Raw genomic sequence first — 20,316 nt, forward strand, 5'->3', positions numbered from 1 at the left:
ATTTAGGAGGCATGTTTCTTATTTCTTATTTGTCCTTTCCCCAGGGGTGGGCAAGTCATCAATAATTTTTTCTATCATCAGTTTCTTAATGTATACGTCGAAGCTTAAGCTACAGATAAATGAAAATAGTTGTAAATACTCACGATCCCCTTCCGGGGCATCTGCAAAAGAGGTTTCTGCTTTTGCATAAGTCTCTTTTATCTCTGTCTTAAGAGGGTCAATCTGGGCCTTTTCCATGGTACAGATTTCTTTGTAGAGCTTTGTCATATCTATATCTTTGCCGCTGGAAAAATATTTGTCAGTTATTGGACAAAGCAGGGTCTCGATGTCTTTAATGGAAAGGATATTTTTAAAGTAATAAATAAAAATCAGGACAAGAACATGCTCTTTTGTGTATTTCTTCTTTGAAGGAGGGGGAAGGAGATTGTTCTTAGTATAATTATTAATCATGGTTTTTGTAAGAACTTTATCCTCTTCGTACCTCTTGGTGGAAGAGAGCTGGCTGTCCATAAAAGTAGTGACCTGATCCATGTATAGGTCTATATTGGGGATCTCCTCGGGATGAATATAATCTACACGGGAGAGGCTTTCTAAAATACTGTTCAGCATGTCGTTTGTATCAATTGTCATAATATCACCTCGATGTGTTTATTATATAGTATTGAAAACCAGATGGCAAGGGTTTTGTACAGTATTATTTCCCGTACTGGAGTAATTTGGATAGAAAATGCCCATAGACGGGTATGGCAGGTTTTGCGTGACAGAGGAATGATTTTATATTATAATCACATAGCGGGGCATTGCTAAAGGGCGGCAGATGCATACAAAATAAGCCTTATGTAAAGCAGACAGGAGATACATATGAGTATATACGATACATTGAACGATAAACAGAGGGAAGCAGTGTACCATACAGAGGGGCCGCTGCTGATACTGGCGGGGGCAGGGTCAGGAAAAACAAGGGTACTGACCCATAGAATTGCTTATCTGATAGGAGAAAAAGGGGTAAATCCCTGGAATATACTGGCCATAACTTTTACAAATAAGGCGGCGGGGGAAATGCGGGAGCGCGTAGATTCTCTTGTCGGATTTGGAGCAGAAAGTATTTGGGTGAGCACTTTCCATTCTGCCTGTGTAAGAATATTGAGAAGGTACATTGACAGGCTGGGGTATGATAATAATTTTACTATTTATGATACAGATGACCAGAAAACGGTGATGAAGGATGTGTGCCGTCTGGCTGGTATCGACACGAAGGTGTATAAGGAGCGAAGTTTATTAGGGGCTATTTCCTCTGCCAAGAATGAGCTGGTAACGCCTCAAGAGTATGAACTGAATGCCACAGGTGATTTTGGGAAGCAGAAAATTGCCGCGGCATACAAGGAGTACGAGAAACAGCTCAGGGCAAATAATGCGCTGGATTTTGATGACCTGCTTTTAAAAACGGTACAGCTTTTCCAGACACAGCCTGACGTGCTGGAACATTATCAGGAACGTTTTCGCTATATTATGGTGGATGAATATCAAGACACGAATACTGTACAGTTTAAATTTGTCAGCCTTTTAGCAGGAAAATATAAAAACCTTTGTGTGGTAGGCGATGATGATCAGTCTATTTATAAGTTCCGTGGGGCAAATATTAAGAATATCCTAAACTTTGAACAAGAGTTCAGCGAAGCACAGGTCATAAAGCTGGAGCAGAATTACCGTTCTACATCCAATATTTTAAATGCGGCGAATGCCGTGATACGAAATAATACTGGACGTAAGGATAAAACATTATGGACAGAAAATGGGGAAGGAGAGAAGGTCCAGCTTTGCCAGTTTGATACAGGCTATGATGAGGCTGGCTTTGTAGCTTCTAATATTCAGAAGAATGTCAGGGATGGGGCAGCTTATAATGAGCATGCAGTGCTGTACCGCACAAATGCCCAGTCCCGGCTATTTGAGGAGCGTTTCGTGGCATCCAATATTCCCTACAAAATTGTGGGAGGCGTTAATTTTTATGCCCGGAGAGAAATCAAGGATCTGCTGGCCTATTTAAAGACAATCGATAATGGAAGGGATGACCTGGCGGTGAGGCGGATCATTAATGTGCCCAAAAGAGGGATTGGCCTGACTACCATTAATCGGGTGCAAGAGTCTGCCCTGGAGCGGGGGTTAGGATTTTATGAGGCGCTGCAGGGGTTAGATTTGATTCCGAATATCGGAAGAAGCGCTGCAAAGCTGGACTCCTTTGTGGCATTGATAGAATATTTTAAGGGTGTGGCTAAGGATGCGGCCATTTCAGATCTGATGGAAGAGATTCTTGAGAAAACTGGCTACATAGAGAACCTGGAGGCTGAGGATAAGCAGGATGCCCAATCTAGGATTGAGAATATTGATGAGCTTTTAAGTAAGATTGCGGCCTATGAGGATGCCTGTGCAGACAGGGACGAGAAGCCTGCGCTGAGTGGGTTTCTGGAAGAAGTTGCACTGGTAGCCGACATTGACAGCCTGGATGAGGATCAGGACTATGTAATTCTTATGACTCTCCACAGCGCTAAAGGGTTAGAGTTTCCACATGTTTACCTGGCAGGCATGGAGGAAGGATTATTTCCCAGTTACATGACAATTACCTCTGATGATCCTGAAGAGCTGGAAGAAGAGCGGCGTCTCTGTTATGTGGGGATTACACGGGCCGAGAGAGAATTGACTCTCAGCTGTGCCCGTCAGAGAATGCTGCGGGGTGAGACAAGGTATAATAGAATGTCACGCTTTTTGATGGAGATACCAGCTGAGCTGACAGAAACTGGAAATTCTTTTGCCCAGGAAATGGAAATGCCTGTACAAAATACATATTCCCAGGCAAAACAGGCTTTTAAATCCAAGGCATTCTCAGCAGGAAATCCTACAAAACAATTTTCAGTTGTGAAGGGGAAAGGATTAGACTATGTGACAGGGGACAGAGTCCGGCATATGAAATTTGGTGATGGAGTAGTCACAGGCATAACGGAAGGCGGTCGTGATTATGAGGTGACTGTAGATTTTGATACAGCAGGGACCAAGAAAATGTTTGCCTCTTTTGCCCGGCTTAAGAAAATATAACCAGAGGGCAACCCATCATGCATGTCCCAGGGGAGCGGGGGGACTTAACCCAATAGGAGACAAAAACAAGTATATGCTGCTGGCTGGCCGCTAACAGGAAGGCAATCTTATAGAAATTAAATAAAAATGGCATAAATCAGTAGTAATCTGAAAATGATAGTGATATAATAACTAAAAATGAACCTGTATCGACAGAATGGGGAAAGGACGTGGATAATATGAGCAAAGTAGAGGAATTAATCGCTGAGACAAAATTAAATGACTTATTACGCAAGAAAGAGGATGATAAGCAGAAGAATACAGTACTTTGGGTTCTGGCAATCGTAGGCGCAGTGGCAGCAGTAGCAGCAATTGCATATGGTGTGTACCGCTTCTTCACACCAGATTATCTGGAAGATTTTGAGGAAGATTTCGATGATGATTTTGACGATTATTTCAGCGAGGAAGACCAGGTATAATCACTGTATCTAAAAGGCATCCTGTGAAGGATGTCCAGGAGATGGGTCCACAGCAGATGCTGTATAAACTGCATGATTCTGCATGATATAGAAATGAATAATGAGACAGGATGTGGGAACACTGCACCCTGTCCATTTTTGCGTATATAGATTAAAGTGTCAAAAGCACCTTTGGCGCCACTCGCGCCATATATTGTATTGCGTGTGAGATTGAATGTCAATATAGGGAATAGGATGGGTGTGGCGTATCCTATTGACACCCCAATCGTATATAGTAAAAAATAAGATACTATATGTTCCTGAGTGTGTGGAGGATATAATTATCTTGCTGTTTGCTTAAAGTAAAGGTATGTTTCATCCTGATAGATGAATGGAAGCAGCGGCATACGGGTGAAAACTGTATGAAATATACTATTTAGCTGGCCTTATGGATAGATGCAGTGTGTGGATAAGGGGAGCCTGTCTGACAGGTGAGTGTCCGCCCGTCCTTAAGGGTATGAATTATGGGGCGCCTTATAGGCATTAGGAGTTACTTAAGGTATGAAATAATATTAGGAGAGTAAAATGAAAAAGGGACAAGTGTTTGAAGGGATTATAGAAAAAGTAGAGTTTCCCAATAAGGGACTGGTATGGGTGCATGAGGAGGAACAGTATGTTACAGTGAAGAATGGGATTCCCGGGCAGAAAGTGCGGTTTGTGGTTAATAAATTTAAAAAAGGCTGCGGGGAAGGCAGGCTTTTGGAGGTGCTGGATAAATCACCTTTGGAAGTCAGAGATCCGGCCTGTAGTATTTTTCCTTTCTGCGGAGGCTGTATGTACCAGACTATGGCTTATGGGGAGCAACTGAAAATGAAAGCCTGCCAGGTCAAAGAGTTGATGGATGGGGTTGTAGACGCAGAATATCTGTTTGAGGGACTAAAAGAGAGTCCACAGGAGTTTGGGTACCGCAATAAGATGGAGTTTTCCTTTGGGGATGAATATAAAGATGGCCCTCTGACCCTTGGACTTCACAAGAAAGGAAGTACATATGATGTGCTGACTGCGGGGGACTGCAAGCTGGTGCACAGTGACATGAACCGTATATTGCTGTGTACCCTAAAGTTTTTTGGGGAAAGAGGAGTCACCTATTATAAAAAAATGCAGCATACAGGATACCTTAGGCATCTGCTTTTGAGGAGAGGGGACGCAACAGGAGAAATTCTTATTTGTCTTGTGACCACATCTCAGGAGGAGTATAATCTGGAGCCATTAAAAAAGGAATTATTGAATCAGGAACTGGAGGGGAATGTTGTCGGTATACTCCATATTATCAATGATTCTCTTTCTGATGTCGTAAAAAGTGATGAGACAAGAATTTTATTTGGCCGGGATTATTTTTATGAAAGAATATTGGGAATGGAATTTAAAATAACTCCTTTTTCTTTTTTTCAGCCAAATTCACGGGGAGCCGAAGTGCTATATAGAACAGTCAGGGAGTATATTGGAGATATTAAGAACATGACAGTCTTTGATTTGTTCAGTGGAACTGGAACGATTGCGCAGGTTCTGGCACCTGGGGCGAAGCAAGTGATAGGCGTAGAGATTATTGAGGAGGCTGTGGAAGCGGCCAGGGAGAATGCAGCCAGAAATGGGTTGGATAATTGTAAGTTTATAGCTGGCGATGTGTTCAAAGTGTTGGATGAGATAGATGAAAAGCCGGATGTGATCGTTCTGGATCCTCCCAGAGATGGGATCCACCCTAAAGCATTGCCCAAAATATTAGATTATGGGGTAAAAAATATAGTGTATATATCTTGTAAAGTGACAAGCCTTGTGCGGGATCTGGAAATGATTCAGGGGAGAGGGTATGAGGTGGTAAAATGCGCGGGGGTAGATCAGTTTCCGATGACGGTGCATGTGGAGACTGTGGTAAGACTACAAAGGAAACATATCTAGAAATCCTTGAATTTACGCACTTTGTTGACTTTTTCAGTTTCAACAGATTAGAGGAAAATCACAAGGAAAAGGTACTTGTAAACAAAGTAACCGTTGTGGTTGCCTTAGACCTCGGTACGGGGAACACAAAAAATCCTGGATTATGAAAGTGAATATAGAGCTATCAATACATTGATAGAAGATAGGGATACTTGCAGCAGAGTGTCCCTATTTTTTTATACAAAATTTTAAAATTCAGGAGGAAAAACAAATGGGAACAACACAGCGTAAAGAGCAAAGAAAAATGAAATTGGAAAAGGAAATCATCATTTTAACAAAACTGCATCAGAACACGGATAAAAGAGAACTCATCCAAAATATTAATCATGTTTTGAAAGCTCAGGGGATTCATCTGAATAGGAAAGTTAAATGGATCTGTAAAGTGACAGGTTCTCCGGAAGGGACAGTATATACATGGTTTACCAATGCCAGATGCCGGCGAGAGAACAAAATCCCGTTGTATGCCCTGTGTCAGATGGCGCTCGCCTTAAGAATATCTGTATATAAGTTTTTCAGAGCCGATAATTCTGTGGCGGATAAAGAGAAACAAAAGATTGACCGAAGATGTAAGTTATACTGGCATCTGCGGAGAAATGTGGCAGAAGATTTATGGAATGGTACTCATGCCGAAAACGATACATGGCAGAAACAAACGCTAGATATTAAGCGAGAGTTTCTGGACGGATTATATCTGAAAATGATGAATGACGAGTTAAATTAGCAAAAATTAATAGTGGAGGAAAATCAGATGACAAAGAACACAGCGAAAGGTGCAAAACAGGAAAGAAAAATCACTTTCAAGAACAGGGAACATGAGAAATTTTACAACACCTATCTTTCAAAATGCCGGTATCAGGATTCATACCATAAGGCTTTGGTCTATTGCCTGGGATTATCGGAAGATACCAGGCGCAATGTAAACCGGATCTATGACTTTGAGACGGGATTTATAAAGCCGGGGTGTCTGCAGGAAGGCTGGCAGACCAGCGGGAGCGAAAAGATTGTCCGTTTAGCGTTTAATCTCTACACAGACGGAACACCTACAACAGATGAATATGACGATACGGAAGAACAGATCACAGAGACACGGCTTTATTCTGTCAGCGATATATTCTGCACAGGGGACGCTAAATATTTTTGGGAAGCAATCAAAATCCGCTATCCGGATTACTGCTTCTATGTGGATTGGGAGGAGATGTTTTATGCTGAAGATTAGGCTGCAAGGAACCGTGAAGGATATTCGCTGGTTTAAACGTCTGCTGGAGAGCCACCCGGAGATCCGGGTTCTCTCCGTATCGGAGATATTTTCCAATAAGGGGACGAACCGATATTTCCGCTCCTATGCGGAAGTGGAAAAGACAGAAAAGAAAGAGGAAGAAAGGTAGGTAAGATATATGTGCAGAACTATCGCAATCGCAAACCAAAAGGGCGGTGTCGGAAAAACAACGACGTGTGTAAATTTAGGTATCGGTTTGGCAAGAGCTGGGAAAAAGGTGCTTCTGGTAGAAGCGGATGCCCAGGGCAGCATGGCAGTGAGTTTAGGCATCCGGGAGCCGGATGAACTGGATGTAACTTTAGTCAATATCATGGAGAAGGTTATCAATGACGAGGATGTGGAGCCGGGAGAAGGCATTATCCACCATGAGGAAGGGATTGACTTTATTCCTGCCAACATCGAACTTGCCGGACTGGAAACTTCCCTTGTAAATGTTATGAGCCGGGAGCAGGTGCTTCGCCTGTACCTGGACGGGATAAAAGCCGGCTATGATTATATCCTGATTGATTGTATGCCTTCTTTGGGAATGATCACCATCAATGCCCTGGTAGCAGCGGACAGTGTGCTGATCCCGGTGGAGGCGGCTTATCTTCCGGTAAAGGGTCTGCAGCAGCTTATCAAGACTATCGGCAAGGTACATAGACGGTTGAATCCCAGGCTGTCCATTCTGGGGATTCTGCTGACAAAGGTTGACCGCCGGACAAACTTCGCACGGGATATTTCCGAACAGATCCGTGAGGTATACGGCAATAACATCCATATCTTTGAGAACTGTATCCCGATGTCTGTACGGGCGGCGGAGACAACAGCGGAGGGAAAGAGTATCTATCTTCACGATCCGAAAGGAATTGTGGCAGAGGGATACCGCCACCTGACCGGGGAGGTGCTTGCAGATGAAAAGTAAGAGTGCGGAAAAGATCAGGCTGACTTCCTATGACGAACTGTTTGGAGCAGAAGATAACAACGTGGAGGGAACTTATACCACTGTTCCATTGAGCCAGCTCCGGCCATTTAAAAACCATCCGTTTAAGGTACTGGATGATGAAAAAATGCAGGAGACAGTGGAAAGTGTCATTCAGCACGGCGTGATCCAGCCGGGGATTGTGCGTTCTTGCGCTGATGGATATGAAGTGGTGGCTGGACACCGGAGATGGCGGGCCTGCGAGCTGGCAGGAAAGGCAGAAATGCCGGTGATTATCCGGAATCTGGACGATGACGCTGCCACGGTGCTTATGGTGGATACCAATATCCAGAGGGAGAACCTTCTGCCCAGCGAGAAAGCCAGAGCCTACAAGATGAAATATGAGGCGCTGAGACACCAGGGAAGCAAAGGAGACAAACATACGGCAGATGCCGTGGGAGAGAAAGCCGGGGACAGCGGACGGACAGTGCAGAGATATATCCGGCTTGCAAGCCTGATTGACGGGTTTCTGGAGCTGGTGGATACAGGCAGGATTGCGATGATAGCCGGGGAGCGCTTATCTTTTCTGAAACCGGAAGAACAGGAGATGGTGCTGAGAGCAGCGGGGAACATTGGCGCTTATCCATCTCCGGTACAGGCAGGACAGCTCAAAGCTATGAGTGAGGAAGGAACACTGTCAGAAGGAAGTATCTATGCGCTTTTGGTAAAGAAAGAGAACGGCGGCCAGAGCGTAACGATCTCTTCAAAGAAGATCCGGGATTACTTCCCGCCGGCATATACGAAAACGCAGATTGAGGAAGTGATCTATTCGCTTCTGGAACAATGGAAACAGGAAAAGGAGGAGGAAACAGATGCAGGAAATACAGTTTGATTATTTCCGTGGAATGGAAGCGGAACAGTACAGCTTTTACCGTGTCCCGAAAGTGCTGTTTACCGCAGAATGTTTTAAATCCCTTTCCTGTGAAGCAAAGGTTTTATACGGTCTGATGTTAGACCGTATGAGCCTTAGCATTAAGAACCGCTGGTTTGACGAGGAAGATCGGGTATATATTATTTTTACTGTGGAAGAAATCATGGAACTTTTGGGCTGCGGGCGTCAGAAAGCGATAAAAAATATTGCAGAACTGGACTCGGAAAAGGGGATCGGCCTGATCGAGAAAAAGCGGCTTGGCCTTGGGAAGCCCAACGTGATCTACGTGAAAAACTTTATGATAAAGGAGTGCCTGGACTCGGAAAGTGGAGAAATAGAGACGGAAAATGCCGGAAATATGCAGAAGTATGAAAATCAAACTTCAAGAAGTATGAAAAGCGGATTTCAGGATGTTCCAGAATCGGATTTCCAGAAGTATGAAAATCAAACTTCTGGAAGTATGAAAACCAAACTTCAAGAAGTTCCAAAATCAGACTTCAAGAAATGTGAAAACCGAACTTCTGGAAGTATGAAAATCAAAACTCAAGAAGTTCCAAAATCAAACTGTAATAAGACTGATATTAACAAGACTGATTATAGTGAGACTGATCCTATCCAATCTAATCTATCCTTCTCCGCAGGTGAAGTGTGCCCTATTAACAGTGATATGATGGAGCGGATGGAAACCTACCGGGAAATCTTACGGGTAAATGTGGATTATGAGGGGTTTGTAGAGAAAGGCGAAGGAGAGGACGTGGGCGAGCTTATTGAACTAATGGTGGAGATCCTGATGTTGCCGGATGATACAGTGGTACGGATTGGCGGGGCAGACAAGCCGGTATCTGTGGTTAAGAGCCGTTTTTTAAAGCTGACGTATTCCCATATCGAGTATGTCTTATTCAGCCTGCACCGGAATACGTCCAAAGTGACGAATATCCGGGCGTATCTTTTGACGACACTTTATAATTCGTCTATGACGATGAATCATTACTACCAGGCGGAAGTGAACCATGATCTGTACGGAGGTGGCTGAGATGTATGAGTTTGCCAAAAAAGTGATTGCTCCGGTAGGGGCGGCGGTAATCCTGGCGGCGCTGTTCTATCCCCTCTGTGTGGAGAACGGGCAGTGCGATTACCTGAAATTGTGGATATTTATGGGAATCCCCTTTGGCGTACATAAGATGTTCCTGTGGATCATCCCGAAAGGTTTTGATATTGGCGGTACGGTAGGGATGTTTGTATTCAACCTGCTGGTCGGCGGTGTGATTGGCGGGTTTGTCCTGGCCTGGCGTCTTTTGATGGCAGCCTTTTATCTGGTGAAAATGGTTTTCGCCGGGATCTCAAGGCTTATGAGGGCAAAAGCCGTGTGAAATTTTACAGAAGAATAAATGAATGAGAGAGTTACGAAAGCAGCTAAGTCCATATACCTGGCTGCTTTTTTCTGTCTTTATGGCAGGGGCACTTTGCGACACGGTGTCGCAAAGTGAAAATCTATCATGGAAGGAGGGACTGTGTTGGGGAACCGTGCGGGATCGCAGAGGCTGATCCAGTTGGGGGAACGCATCCGGCAAAAGAGGAAAGACAGCCATTTATCCCAGGAGACTTTTGCGGAGAAAGCCGGTATCAGTGTCAACACAGTGAGCCGGATCGAGGGAGGGCAGGCAGCGATGTCCGTGGAGATTTTTGCAAAGCTGGTGGAAGTTTTGGACACGGACGCTGATGAACTGCTGGGGAGAAGGGCAAAGGCAAAAGAGAATGATCCGGTGGAAACAACGGCTGCCCGTATCCGGCGGCTGAAACCAAAAGAACAGAAGATTGTGCTTAAAACCATGAAAGCCCTAATGGACGGGATGGAGGGAAAGGACGGATGGAAAGTTCCACAGATATGAGGGGAACCGGCTGCAATTTCCCCATATCTGCTAAGGGATTTTTTCTGCACGGCTGATACACTGGAAACACAGACACAGGAATTGTGGAAGGAGGGAAGGAACATTGACCAGGGAAGAAAACCTGATTTACCGGAGAAGCTGTCCTTATGATGCTATGGGAGATTATTCGATCCTGATGGAAGAAAACCAGGACAGGGTAAAAAATCTGGAAGAAAAGCGGAACCGAACGGAACCAGAAAAAGATCCGATCCGGCAGTACCGGTAAGTACATAGACGCAGAGATAATCTGGCGGCAGAAGGAGTTTCAGGCTCCCGTTAAAAAAAAACGGGTGTGCCGGAAACCTTTTTTGCTGCCTTTTACCTGGATTCCTGTGCGCTGCCATCTGGCCGCCCGTAGCCTGCGGGCAGAAAGGTGGCTGTTATGGTGACATTACAGGATTTAAAGTGGATCGTAAAACAACCGGAGAAAGAGGAAAAGGCTCCAACGGCCCGGCATTTGCTGGAGCATGGGAAACGGGTGGTAAGCATGGAAAATGGAGGGGATGTGCAGCTTCTGGTGTTTTTGGAAGGCTGGGCGCTTTACCGGGTAGGGAAGTATACTACAGTTTTCTCCGTACATGGCTGCGGCAGTTATTGTTATGAGAGCCACGGACGGCAGATTTTTGTGGATGCCGCTTTCTTTGAGGAACGGGAGTGGTATGTGCGCCTGATGTTAGAGGGAGAGGATCGTCTGATGAAAAACCGGGAATCAAGCCGGAAAGGAAAGGTCGTTTCTTACCATGCGGTTTCCGAGGAATGGTTTTTCCTGTCTTCCCCGGTATTGCCGCCTCTGGAGCAGTTGATTGAAAAAGAGCAGATTTTGGAGCTGATGGGGCTTCTGACAAAGCGGCAGAGGGATATTGTGATCCTGTATTTTTACTACGGGGAAACCCAGTGGGAGATTGCAAGGTCACTGGGAATTTCCCAGCCTGCGGTTTCCCAGGCGCTTATGGCGGCGCTGCGGCGGATGCGGGAAGGGCAGGAAGAAATTTTTTCCGGTAAAGAAGTCCGTTCCGGGAGGTGCGCCGTATGAGAGGGAAACGCCCAAAGGAGCGGAAATGTTATATTCTTCGTGCCGGGGATGGGACTGTGGTGGAAGTCACCAGGGAGGTCTATCTGGAATGGTATCAGTCCCGGCGGCGGGAGCGCTACCAGAATGAGAAAAAGCAGAAATACGGCGTATTTAGCCTGGAAGCCCTGTCGGAGAAAGGAGTTCTACCAGATGGGAGGGCAGACAGCCCGGAAGAGATGGTGATCCGGGAGCTTTGTGTGGAAAAACTGCGCTCTGTGATAGAAGATCTGACAGAGGCAGACGCCTACCTTCTGTATCTCCTGTTTTTTGAAGAAGTGACGGTAAAAGAAGCGGCGCAGCTTTGCGGGTGCAGCCGGAAAACCATTGCCAACCGGAGAAAGCGGATTTTAAAGGAATTGAACGAAAAACTGAAAGCGATGGGGATCATGGGAGGATACTTCTAAAAGGTTCCTGCTAGAATATAGCACAGCCACTTTACGACACGGTGTCGCAAAGTGGCTGTTGCCATGATAAAGGATTTAGTGATCTTCCGGAAAACGTATCACAGGGCGCTGTTTGATTTTTTCTTTGCTTACTTTCCGCTGAAGGCAGAATACCATATCCGGGGTGCGCTCAAAAAATCCCCGGTCTTTTTTCCAGCTCATACCGCATCTGCAGTGCTGCAAGCCGATAAACTGCTGTTTCATTTTTCTGCCGCATCGGGGGCAGACTTCATTGCTTCTTCCCATGGAGCCATCTCCCTTGATTAAAAATCTTTTCTATGATTCTGAATTATACCATTTCTGAAAAAAATTACGAAATATTTTTTTATCACCCTATATTTTCCCCTCTGAAACCTCCTATTGGTGAGAGGGTGAAGTTCTAAGACACATTCTTATATTCCCTTTCGCTGAACCTTGAAAACTTCATTGCCTGTCCAGACGGATACCCGGCAGTTGAGTATGCCTTTTTGCGTACCCTGTCGGAGAGAACGCTGCGGAACGTGAACCGGAGCAGGAACGGGCCTGGAATGAGAACAGGCAAAACGCTCAGAAATAAGTTTTCAGCCTGCCAGGTGCAGGCTGGATAACAGCAGATACCATGCGGGGAAGCCCTTGATGGGCTTCTCCGCATTCATGTGCTGTTATCAGCGCAACTTGGGGAAAGGAGGGCAGAAGCCATGGACAGATAAAAGTAAGGAGAACTTTTGGGACACAGTGATATTGTCAAGGAACAAAGAAAGAGAGGTTTAGTTGATGAAAGGGAAAGGAAAAAGGATACTTTCCGGGCTGCTTTCGCTTTTGACGATTCTGACTTCCGTGGTACAGCCGGTGGTTACTTATGCCGCAGAGCCGGAGCCGGCAGGATATGAAGCACAGTATCCGGCAATGGAGACGGTGCGGGAGTATCTGGATGCAGAAGAAGTGGTAACAGCGGAAGATTATGAAGTGGAAATAGGAAGCAGTTTTGATGTGGAATCGGATTTTTCCGGCTTGGAAATCCATGATGAAAAAGTCCGGGTGACTTTCCACGAAGCAAAAAATGAAGCCGGGCAGGACTATGACGGGAACCATGCGGACACTTATCGGGCAGTCTATTTTGTGGAGCCGTTAAGCGGTCATCCGTCTTACCATATCTGCAGAAACATTATTGTAAAAAAGCCAGTGGCGGAGAAACAGGCGGAGAGCCATGCAGACGGCAGTGGAACCGGCGGGGAGAGCGAAGAACCGGATAGTGAGGACGAGGACGCAGATCCACAGCCGCAGACAGAGACAGCAACGGAGGCAGTGACAGAGCCAGTGGAAGAAACCATGGAGGAAACGGAGACAGGACTGCCGGAAGGAACAGAAGTGTTGCCGGAGGACGCTCTGGATGCGGCGTTAGAGGAAACAGAAGATCAGAAAACAGTAGATGAAGAAAGCGGACTGACGTTGGGGGAAGTGCTTCTCCAGGCGGAGGATCAGGGCATTGATATTCAGGGACTGGAAAACGGTGAGAGCGTTACCTTTACGGCACAGGCTCCCATGGCACAGGCGGCCAGGGCGTCACAGTCTGTCACCATTACCCAGGGAAGCTATTATTACTATGCAGACTATGGGCTTGGCTCCTATGTGACGGCCCCCTTTACCGTGTCTTTTGGGAACGTGACGGCGACAGCTTACTGTATCCAGCCGTCAAAGCCGGGGCCGGGGAGCGGTACTTACCAGATCACAAAACTGGAAGGAAACCGGGAACTGGCAAAGGTATGTTATTACGGGACGGAAGCTGCCGGATCGGCCTATTTCTTTAATCATTACCATACGGATTTTTCTGCCGGCAAAAGGTTTATTGTTACCCATCTGGCAGCCTCCTATGCCAATGGAAGCGAAGATGCCTTCTATGGAACCAACAGTACCGGGGAAGCGTTGGCAAAGGAACTTTATAACTATGCTGTGAGCCAGCCGGATATTCCGGATGTGGAGATGTCCTTTTCCAATGCTAATGTAAGTGCCTATGTGGACGGCGAACAGCAGAGGACAGAAGAAATTACGTTCAAGGCATCCAGCCAGCAGACGATTACTCTGGATCTGCCGGATGGGGTAAAACTCCATAACGTCAGTACTGGAAAGGTCAGCGCTGCGGGAGCAAACGTAACCATCTCCGGCGGCACACGGTTTTACCTGACAGCCCCGCTGACACAGACGCAGGATGTATCCGGTTCCTGGTCAGCAAAGATGCAGGGAAGTATCACCAAAGACTATTCTGCCTATAAGATTACGACAGGAAGTGATACACAGGATCTTGCACTGGTATTTGGAGAAGGCGTAGAAGATGAGAAGTATGTGAGCCTTTCGGTGAAGTGGATTGAGCTGGCAAAGGTGGAAGTGATTAAGGTAGATTCTAAGCACTCGGACGCAAAGCTGGCCGGAGCTGTGTTTGGCATTTATAGCGATAAAGACTGTACAAAGCTGATCACGCAGATGCCGGCAACCGATCAGAACGGTTCTTCTGTAGCAGAAATCATTAAGACGCAGAATACCGTGTACTTAAAAGAGATCACGGCTCCAACCGGATACCGCCTGAATACTTCTTCTTATAACGTGAACCTGGTGGCAAACCAGAAGACTTCTGTTACAGTTCCAGATCAGGAGCAGCTTGGGGAACTGACTATCTATAAAGAAGGGGAAGTGCTGGCCGGAGCGGATATAACAGATGATGGTGTAACCTTCCGTTATGAAAGCCGCAGGCAGAAGGGCGCTGTGTATAACGTCTATGCGGGAGCAGATATTGTAACAGCCTATGGAGCGAAAGTCTACAGTAAAGGGGATCTGGTAAAAGCGAACCTGACTACAGATTCCGACGGAGCCGCAGTGCTGAAAAACCTCCATCTTGGAACTTATGTCATTAAAGAAGTGCAGGCCCCGGAGAATTTCTATAATGCCGGGGAGGAAAAGACGGTAACACTGTCTTATGCCGGACAGAACGTGGAAACTGTATTCAGCGAGAGTACCTTCCATAATGACAGGCAGAAAGCGGAAGTTTCTGTATTAAAAAAGGACAAGGACACCTTAAATCCTCTGGATGGCGGCGTGTTTGGATTGTATGCGGGAAGCGATATTAAAAATGCAGATGGAAGTGTTGTGGTATCGAAGGGAACGCTGATTGAAAAAGCGGTGACTGGAGAGGACGGAAAAGCTGTCTTTACGGCGGATTTGCCCATTGGATTTTCTTATGATGTGAAAGAAATCCAGGCACCGGAAGGGTATGTGAGAAATCAGGAGGATGTATACTCCTTTACTTTCTCTTACACCAATGACAGCGAAGCGAAAGTGACATTTACCCATACCTTTGTCAATGAGCGTGTGAATGCCACGATCAAGCTGCAGAAAAAAGACGCAGAGACGAACCAGGCAGTTCCACAAGGGGATGCCACACTGGAAAATGCAGTGTATGGCCTGTATGCCCGTAAAGATATTGTACACCCGGATGGAGCAACCGGGGTGATCTACAAAGCCGGCGAGCGGGTGGCAACGCTGACCACGGACGAGAACGGGGAAGCGTCTGTAGAAAACCTGTATCTTGGGGAGTATTTTGTCAAAGAGATCACGCCTCCCGTGGGGTATCTGGCAGATGAGAGTGAACATGATCTTGTGTGCAGCTATGAAGGAGATCTGACCGCAACCGTGGAGCGGGAGTGTGTATCACTGGAACAGGTAAAGAAGCAGCCTTTTGAGATCATCAAGGCAGCCAATAATGGGGAGACAGACGCTGATCTCCTGTCTGGGGCCGGATTTACCGTCTACCTGCTCTCTGACCTTACAGTAAAGGAAGATGGCAGCTATGATTTCGATTCCGCAGAACCGGTGGTGATCGGGGAGAACGGGGCGACAGAAATGTTTACGGACGAGAAAGGATATGCCTGCAGTATTGCCCTTCCTTATGGTACATACCTTGTCCGGGAGACCACCACGCCCCATAATTACAAGCCGGTGGACGACTTTATCGTGCGGATTACAGAGCATAATCCAACTACGCCACAGGTATGGCGGGTGCTTCTGGACGAGGAATTTGAAGCAAAGCTGAAGATCATCAAGCAGGATGATGAGACGAAAAAACCGGTGCTTCACAAAGGTACAGAGTTCCGGATCTATGATCTGGATAAGCAGGAATACGTTGAGCAGGTGACAACCTATCCTACAACAACGGTTCACAAGACATTCTTCACCGATGAGGAAGGCTACCTGATCCTGCCCCAGAATTTAAAAATCGGGCATTACCGGATTGAGGAAGTCACAGCGCCTTACGGATATACACTGAATGAGAACTATGTTGAAATTGCCGTGGATTCCGATACCGCTTACCAGATCGACCCGGTGTCCGGGGATGTGGTGATTGAGGCGGTTTATGAAAACCATCCGGTAAAAGGAAAGCTGAAAATCGTAAAACAGGGCGAAGTCCTGGACGGATTCAGCAAGGACTTTGTTTATGAAGTAGAAAACCTGGCAGGCGCAGTCTTTGAGGTGTATGCTGCGGAGGACATTTATACCGCTGACTTCCAGAAAGACGCAGAGGGGAACCGTATCTTGGAATACTCTGCCGGAGAGCTTGTGGGAACTGTGACTACCGATGAAAATGGGGAAGCATATCTTACTGACCTTCCTCTTGGAAGTTACAAGATTGTGGAAGCTACCGCCCCGGAGGGCTTTGTACTAAATGGGGAAGCGCAGACAGTGACTTTTACATATAAAGACCAGGAGACGCCTGTAATCGAACAGGAAGCTGTTTTCCAGAATGAGCGCCAGAAAGTGGAAGTATCCGTAGTGAAAAAGGATGCGGAAACGCAGGCGACTGTGGAAGGAGCAGTCTTTGGGCTGTATGCCAAAGAGGATATTCTGGCACACGGCGAAGTGATTGTGAAAGCGGACACGCTGATTGGAAAAGCGCTGTCTGATGAAAACGGCAAAGCTGTATTTATGAATGACTTACCGTTTGGCCGCTACTATATCAAAGAAGAAGCCGCACCGGACGGGTATATTTCTTCCGATAAAGTGGTAGAAGTGACTGCAGAGTATCAGGGGCAGGAGATTCCCGTGGTGGAACTGGCCTCTGAATATGAAAATGAGCCGACAAAGATTTCTGTGAAAAAGACGGATCTCACAACCGGCGTGGAGCTGGAAGGCGCAAAACTGACCGTCCTGGATCAAGACGGGAATATCGTAGACAGTTGGACTTCCGTGAAAGGAGAGGAACACCTGATTGAGCGGCTGACCGTAGGCGAGACTTATACGCTTCGGGAAGAGCTGGCCCCTTATGGGTATCTGAAAGCGGAAGAAATCACTTTTACTGTGGAGGATACAGCGGAAATCCAGAAAGTGGAAATGAAAGACGATGTTCCGGAAGGGACGCTGATCATCAATAAGAAGGGCGAGTTCCTGGAAGATGTGACACTTGTTGATACCATTGGCGGCTGGATCAGCCATATCTTTGAATATATCACCGGCGCTTTAAAAGATGTAACCTTTGAGGTATATGCCCTGGAGGACATCAAAGCGGCAGACGGAGAGAGCGAGGATTATTATAAGAAGGATGAGCTGATTGCCACGATTACCACAGATGAAACAGGCATTGCGAAGCTGTCTGGCCTTCCCCTTGGAAAATACTATGTGAAAGAAAAGGAGACTGCGGAAGGCTATGTGCTGGACGGGGAAATCCGGGAAATTGACCTGACCTATGTGGATCAGGAGACAGCGGAAGTTACCTGGAATGGAGACTGGCAGAATAACCGCCAGAAGGCGGAAGTATCTGTCCTGAAGAAAGAAAAGGATACTGACCGGGTACTGGAGGGCGCTGTGTTTGCCCTTTCCGCAAAAGAGGATATTACCAATAAAGACGGGGATGTGGTTCTGGAAGCGGGAACCGTGATCGAGGAAAAAGCAACCGGGGAGGATGGAAAACTGACTTTTGAGGCGGATCTGCCCATTGGATTTTCCTATGTAGTGAAAGAGACTTCCCCGGCTCCGGGATTTGCCACCACAGACGAGGTGCAGGAGTTTACTTTTACAGCGGAATCTTCTGATAAAGCGACAGTTTCTTACGAATTTATCTTTGAGGATGAACCGACCGTCTTTGAATTTACCAAAACTTCCCTGACAGATGGAAAAGAAGTGGAGGGAGCGAAGCTGACTGTAACCGATGAAAATGGCGAAGTTGTGGATGAATGGGTATCCGGCAAAGAGCCGCATATCATTAAGGAGCTGGTGGTCGGACAGACTTATACCATGACGGAAGTGCTTCCGGCTCCGGGGTATGTGACGGCGGAGAGCATCCAGTTTACTGTGGAGGATACCGCCGAAGCCCAGAAGATCGAGATGAAAGATGATGTGACAAAGGTAGAGATTTCTAAGACAGATATTGCCGGGAAGGAGCTGCCGGGAGCGAAGCTCACCATCCTGGACGAGAATGGCGAGGTAGTAGAGAGCTGGACTTCCACGGAGGAACCGCATTATATCGAGATGCTCCCCATTGGGAAGTACACACTCCATGAAGAATCCGCACCGGAAGGTTATCTGATTGCGGAGGATGTAGAGTTTGAAGTAAAAGATACCGGTGAGATTCAGAAAGTTGTGATGAAAGATGAGGCGGAGCCGGAAGAAACGCCGGAGACGCCGGAAACACCGACAACCACGGTAGATGCACCGAAAACCGGGGATCACACACCGATTGCGGCGCTTATGATTTCCAGCGGTCTGGGTCTTGCGGGGGCCATTGCCGCCGTTGTCTGGATGAAAGCAAGAAAAAAGAAACAGGATTGATACGATAGGATTGGGCGTTTGTGGACAGCCGTGGGCTTTCCATGAGCGCCCTTTTTTGAGTTGAAAAAGAGGTGGATAGAAATGAAATGGTTGATTGCTGCAGGTGGGATACTGGTGTTCCTGCTCTTATTTGGACTGTACTGCTGTATTTTGGTCGGTGCAAGAGAGGACAGGCTCCTGGAAGAACTGGAATGGAAAGGCAGGCAGGATGCAGACGGGGAAAACGGATAGAGGGAAATATGCGCCGGATAAGCCCCAGGACTGTGCTTATTGTTACTTTTGGCACAGCAGGAAACAGAAATGTACAAAGAAGCGCTGTTATTATCTTTTGCCGGAAGAAAGACAGGATAGTATCTGCAGAGAAAATGGGATGCTTGGAGATTGTAAGGTCTGCCCTTATGGACAGCACTCCCCCTGTATCGGCTACTGCCTGCAGAAGATTCTTCTGGATCTGCGGCAGTGCCGATAAAAGTAAGGGAAAGAAGGTGATCCGATATGCAGGATGAAGTCAATGAAAAGGTTGTGTCGTTGTGTATCAGCGGAGGAAAAATTTCTGCCCGGATATTAAAAAATGTTTTGATGAAATATCTGCAGGAAATTGAAAGGAGAGAAAAACAGCAGGCGGAGAAATCTGCCGCAAAGGGAGATCCGGATAAAAGTATTTCTTACCGTGGAAAAATCAGCATGGAACAGCTTAAGGCGGAAAAGAAGGAACTCTCCAATATTGAGATTACGGATAAGAATATAAAATCCTTTGAGAAATATGCCCGGAAATATGAGGTGGATTACTGCCTGAAAAAAGACTGTTCCATGGAGCCGCCCAGATACTATGTGTTTTTTGGGGCAAAAGATGAAGCGTCTATGACGGCTGCGTTTAAGGAATATACAGGCTGGCAGTTAAAAAAGAGTAAGAAAATATCTGTCCGGAAAAAGCTGTCCCTGGCAAAAGAGCGGCAGGCAAAGCACCGGGAGCGGGAGAAGAACCGTCAGAAGGAGCGTGGGCCGGAGCATTGAGTAAGAAGAAAACTGTAAAACGGAAAAATAACAGGTCTGTAAAAGAAACAGTAACGTTGTTTCTGGAAAAAGGCAGGAAGAAGTTATCAGAGACAGTCAAGGGCAATCTGCCGTCTGTGGATTGGAAACGGCTCCTGATCCGGAACCTTCCCTATGGAATTGTATTCTATCTCGTAGACAAGGTGGCATGGCTGTACCGGTACTGTGTCGGGGATTCCCTGATCGAAAAGTTAGGGGTGCTTTTCCTGAATTTTTCCCTGGCATTTCAGAACGTCTTTCCCAGCTTTCATCCCCAGGATCTCTGCATTGGCGTTATAGGCGCTGTCCTTGTGAAGCTGGCGGTGTATCTGAAAGGGAAAAATGCAAAGAAATACCGGCAGGGCGTGGAGTACGGCTCCGCCCGGTGTGGTGCATAATCTTAACTGTAAGGAAAACTATGTGGA

General features: G+C 46.6%; 21 protein-coding genes. 19 read left to right on the forward strand and 2 right to left on the reverse strand.

Annotated elements, in window-relative coordinates; translation table 11 throughout:
* Window positions 1-18: 18 nt before the first annotated feature.
* Window positions 19-630 carry a DUF1836 domain-containing protein gene (locus tag EFA47_RS03685; protein ID WP_122642068.1) on the reverse strand — a complete coding sequence of 204 codons (612 nt, stop codon included), beginning with the start codon at window positions 628-630 and terminating at the stop codon, window positions 19-21.
* Window positions 631-861: 231 nt separating this feature from the next.
* Here EFA47_RS03685 and pcrA point away from each other — a divergent pair, with 231 nt between their 5' ends.
* From pcrA to EFA47_RS03750, 14 genes are all read left to right on the forward strand, one after another.
* Entirely contained in the window at window positions 862-3,087 is a 2,226-nt protein-coding gene (pcrA, locus tag EFA47_RS03690) for a DNA helicase PcrA (protein ID WP_122642069.1), read from the forward strand.
* Window positions 3,088-3,305: 218 nt separating this feature from the next.
* Complete coding sequence (locus tag EFA47_RS03695; RefSeq protein WP_122642070.1) at window positions 3,306-3,545, forward strand: hypothetical protein; 240 nt, start codon at window positions 3,306-3,308, stop codon at window positions 3,543-3,545.
* Window positions 3,546-4,109: 564 nt separating this feature from the next.
* On the forward strand, window positions 4,110-5,480 hold the full coding sequence (gene rlmD / locus EFA47_RS03700) for a 23S rRNA (uracil(1939)-C(5))-methyltransferase RlmD (protein WP_122642071.1): 1,371 nt from the start codon (window positions 4,110-4,112) through the stop codon (window positions 5,478-5,480).
* Between the two features lie 250 nt (window positions 5,481-5,730).
* Entirely contained in the window at window positions 5,731-6,240 is a 510-nt protein-coding gene (locus tag EFA47_RS03705) for a hypothetical protein (protein ID WP_122642072.1), read from the forward strand.
* 27 nt (window positions 6,241-6,267) lie between these two features.
* Window positions 6,268-6,735: a DUF6075 family protein gene (locus EFA47_RS03710; protein WP_122642073.1), complete on the forward strand. Its 468-nt coding sequence runs from the start codon at window positions 6,268-6,270 to the stop codon at window positions 6,733-6,735.
* A complete protein-coding gene (locus tag EFA47_RS03715; RefSeq protein ID WP_087266811.1) occupies window positions 6,722-6,904 on the forward strand; it encodes a hypothetical protein in 183 nt (60 codons plus the stop codon). The genes EFA47_RS03710 and EFA47_RS03715 overlap by 14 nt, the downstream gene beginning before the upstream one ends.
* 9 nt (window positions 6,905-6,913) lie before the next feature.
* Window positions 6,914-7,699, forward strand: coding sequence for a ParA family protein (locus tag EFA47_RS03720; protein WP_122642074.1), 786 nt, complete (start codon window positions 6,914-6,916; stop codon window positions 7,697-7,699).
* On the forward strand, window positions 7,689-8,588 hold the full coding sequence (locus EFA47_RS03725) for a ParB/RepB/Spo0J family partition protein (RefSeq protein ID WP_122642075.1): 900 nt from the start codon (window positions 7,689-7,691) through the stop codon (window positions 8,586-8,588). Before EFA47_RS03720 ends, EFA47_RS03725 begins: the two co-directional genes overlap by 11 nt.
* Window positions 8,569-9,660, forward strand: coding sequence for a replication initiator protein A (locus tag EFA47_RS03730; protein WP_122642076.1), 1,092 nt, complete (start codon window positions 8,569-8,571; stop codon window positions 9,658-9,660). Before EFA47_RS03725 ends, EFA47_RS03730 begins: the two co-directional genes overlap by 20 nt.
* The gene (locus EFA47_RS03735; protein ID WP_122642077.1) at window positions 9,638-9,997 is read left to right on the forward strand and encodes a DUF6050 family protein; all 360 of its coding nucleotides are present in this window, start codon (window positions 9,638-9,640) and stop codon (window positions 9,995-9,997) included. The genes EFA47_RS03730 and EFA47_RS03735 overlap by 23 nt, the downstream gene beginning before the upstream one ends.
* A 144-nt stretch (window positions 9,998-10,141) precedes the next feature.
* Window positions 10,142-10,516 (forward strand): helix-turn-helix domain-containing protein, encoded by a 375-nt coding sequence (locus EFA47_RS03740; protein WP_330511889.1) that lies wholly within the window; start codon window positions 10,142-10,144, stop codon window positions 10,514-10,516.
* Between the two features lie 103 nt (window positions 10,517-10,619).
* Complete coding sequence (locus tag EFA47_RS19770) at window positions 10,620-10,781, forward strand: hypothetical protein (protein WP_164496678.1); 162 nt, start codon at window positions 10,620-10,622, stop codon at window positions 10,779-10,781.
* Between the two features lie 156 nt (window positions 10,782-10,937).
* The gene (locus EFA47_RS03745; protein WP_070088752.1) at window positions 10,938-11,588 is read left to right on the forward strand and encodes a sigma-70 family RNA polymerase sigma factor; all 651 of its coding nucleotides are present in this window, start codon (window positions 10,938-10,940) and stop codon (window positions 11,586-11,588) included.
* Window positions 11,585-12,031, forward strand: a complete 447-nt coding sequence (locus EFA47_RS03750; protein ID WP_087266828.1) for an RNA polymerase sigma factor — start codon at window positions 11,585-11,587, stop codon at window positions 12,029-12,031. The genes EFA47_RS03745 and EFA47_RS03750 overlap by 4 nt, the downstream gene beginning before the upstream one ends.
* Window positions 12,032-12,106: 75 nt before the next feature.
* Here EFA47_RS03750 and EFA47_RS03755 read toward each other — a convergent pair whose 3' ends face one another.
* On the reverse strand, window positions 12,107-12,316 hold the full coding sequence (locus tag EFA47_RS03755) for a hypothetical protein (protein WP_122642079.1): 210 nt from the start codon (window positions 12,314-12,316) through the stop codon (window positions 12,107-12,109).
* 507 nt (window positions 12,317-12,823) lie between these two features.
* On the opposite strand from EFA47_RS03755, the gene EFA47_RS03760 reads away from it, so the two are divergent.
* The 5 genes from EFA47_RS03760 (at window position 12,824) to EFA47_RS03775 (ending at window position 20,289) form a co-directional block, all read left to right on the forward strand.
* Window positions 12,824-18,859 carry a SpaA isopeptide-forming pilin-related protein gene (locus EFA47_RS03760; RefSeq protein ID WP_122642080.1) on the forward strand — a complete coding sequence of 2,012 codons (6,036 nt, stop codon included), beginning with the start codon at window positions 12,824-12,826 and terminating at the stop codon, window positions 18,857-18,859.
* 81 nt (window positions 18,860-18,940) lie between these two features.
* Entirely contained in the window at window positions 18,941-19,090 is a 150-nt protein-coding gene (locus EFA47_RS19775) for a hypothetical protein (RefSeq protein ID WP_164689914.1), read from the forward strand.
* Window positions 19,068-19,328: a hypothetical protein gene (locus EFA47_RS03765; protein WP_235853201.1), complete on the forward strand. Its 261-nt coding sequence runs from the start codon at window positions 19,068-19,070 to the stop codon at window positions 19,326-19,328. Before EFA47_RS19775 ends, EFA47_RS03765 begins: the two co-directional genes overlap by 23 nt.
* Before the next feature lie 26 nt (window positions 19,329-19,354).
* Complete coding sequence (locus EFA47_RS03770) at window positions 19,355-19,873, forward strand: PcfB family protein (protein WP_070088757.1); 519 nt, start codon at window positions 19,355-19,357, stop codon at window positions 19,871-19,873.
* A complete protein-coding gene (locus EFA47_RS03775) occupies window positions 19,870-20,289 on the forward strand; it encodes a conjugal transfer protein TraG (RefSeq protein ID WP_235853202.1) in 420 nt (139 codons plus the stop codon). The genes EFA47_RS03770 and EFA47_RS03775 overlap by 4 nt, the downstream gene beginning before the upstream one ends.
* Window positions 20,290-20,316 lie beyond the last annotated feature (27 nt).

It is taken from the genome of Luxibacter massiliensis (assembly GCF_900604355.1).
Classification (GTDB): domain Bacteria; phylum Bacillota; class Clostridia; order Lachnospirales; family Lachnospiraceae; genus Luxibacter; species Luxibacter massiliensis.

Bases quoted from the DNA above. Each gene is read 5' to 3' on its own strand.
- EFA47_RS03760 (WP_122642080.1), top strand. From the start codon at position 12,824: ATGAAAGGGAAAGGAAAAAGGATACTTTCCGGGCTGCTTTCGCTTTTG.
- EFA47_RS03745 (WP_070088752.1), top strand. From the start codon at position 10,938: ATGGTGACATTACAGGATTTAAAGTGGATCGTAAAACAACCGGAGAAA.
- EFA47_RS03770 (WP_070088757.1), top strand. From the start codon at position 19,355: ATGCAGGATGAAGTCAATGAAAAGGTTGTGTCGTTGTGTATCAGCGGA.
- EFA47_RS03725 (WP_122642075.1), top strand. From the start codon at position 7,689: ATGAAAAGTAAGAGTGCGGAAAAGATCAGGCTGACTTCCTATGACGAA.
- EFA47_RS03715 (WP_087266811.1), top strand. From the start codon at position 6,722: ATGCTGAAGATTAGGCTGCAAGGAACCGTGAAGGATATTCGCTGGTTT.
- EFA47_RS03735 (WP_122642077.1), top strand. From the start codon at position 9,638: ATGATCTGTACGGAGGTGGCTGAGATGTATGAGTTTGCCAAAAAAGTG.
- EFA47_RS03755 (WP_122642079.1), bottom strand. From the start codon at position 12,316: ATGGGAAGAAGCAATGAAGTCTGCCCCCGATGCGGCAGAAAAATGAAA.
- EFA47_RS03720 (WP_122642074.1), top strand. From the start codon at position 6,914: ATGTGCAGAACTATCGCAATCGCAAACCAAAAGGGCGGTGTCGGAAAA.
- EFA47_RS03750 (WP_087266828.1), top strand. From the start codon at position 11,585: ATGAGAGGGAAACGCCCAAAGGAGCGGAAATGTTATATTCTTCGTGCC.
- EFA47_RS03705 (WP_122642072.1), top strand. From the start codon at position 5,731: ATGGGAACAACACAGCGTAAAGAGCAAAGAAAAATGAAATTGGAAAAG.
- rlmD (WP_122642071.1), top strand. From the start codon at position 4,110: ATGAAAAAGGGACAAGTGTTTGAAGGGATTATAGAAAAAGTAGAGTTT.
- EFA47_RS19775 (WP_164689914.1), top strand. From the start codon at position 18,941: ATGAAATGGTTGATTGCTGCAGGTGGGATACTGGTGTTCCTGCTCTTA.
- EFA47_RS03695 (WP_122642070.1), top strand. From the start codon at position 3,306: ATGAGCAAAGTAGAGGAATTAATCGCTGAGACAAAATTAAATGACTTA.
- EFA47_RS03730 (WP_122642076.1), top strand. From the start codon at position 8,569: ATGCAGGAAATACAGTTTGATTATTTCCGTGGAATGGAAGCGGAACAG.
- pcrA (WP_122642069.1), top strand. From the start codon at position 862: ATGAGTATATACGATACATTGAACGATAAACAGAGGGAAGCAGTGTAC.
- EFA47_RS03685 (WP_122642068.1), bottom strand. From the start codon at position 630: ATGACAATTGATACAAACGACATGCTGAACAGTATTTTAGAAAGCCTC.
- EFA47_RS03710 (WP_122642073.1), top strand. From the start codon at position 6,268: ATGACAAAGAACACAGCGAAAGGTGCAAAACAGGAAAGAAAAATCACT.
- EFA47_RS03765 (WP_235853201.1), top strand. From the start codon at position 19,068: ATGCAGACGGGGAAAACGGATAGAGGGAAATATGCGCCGGATAAGCCC.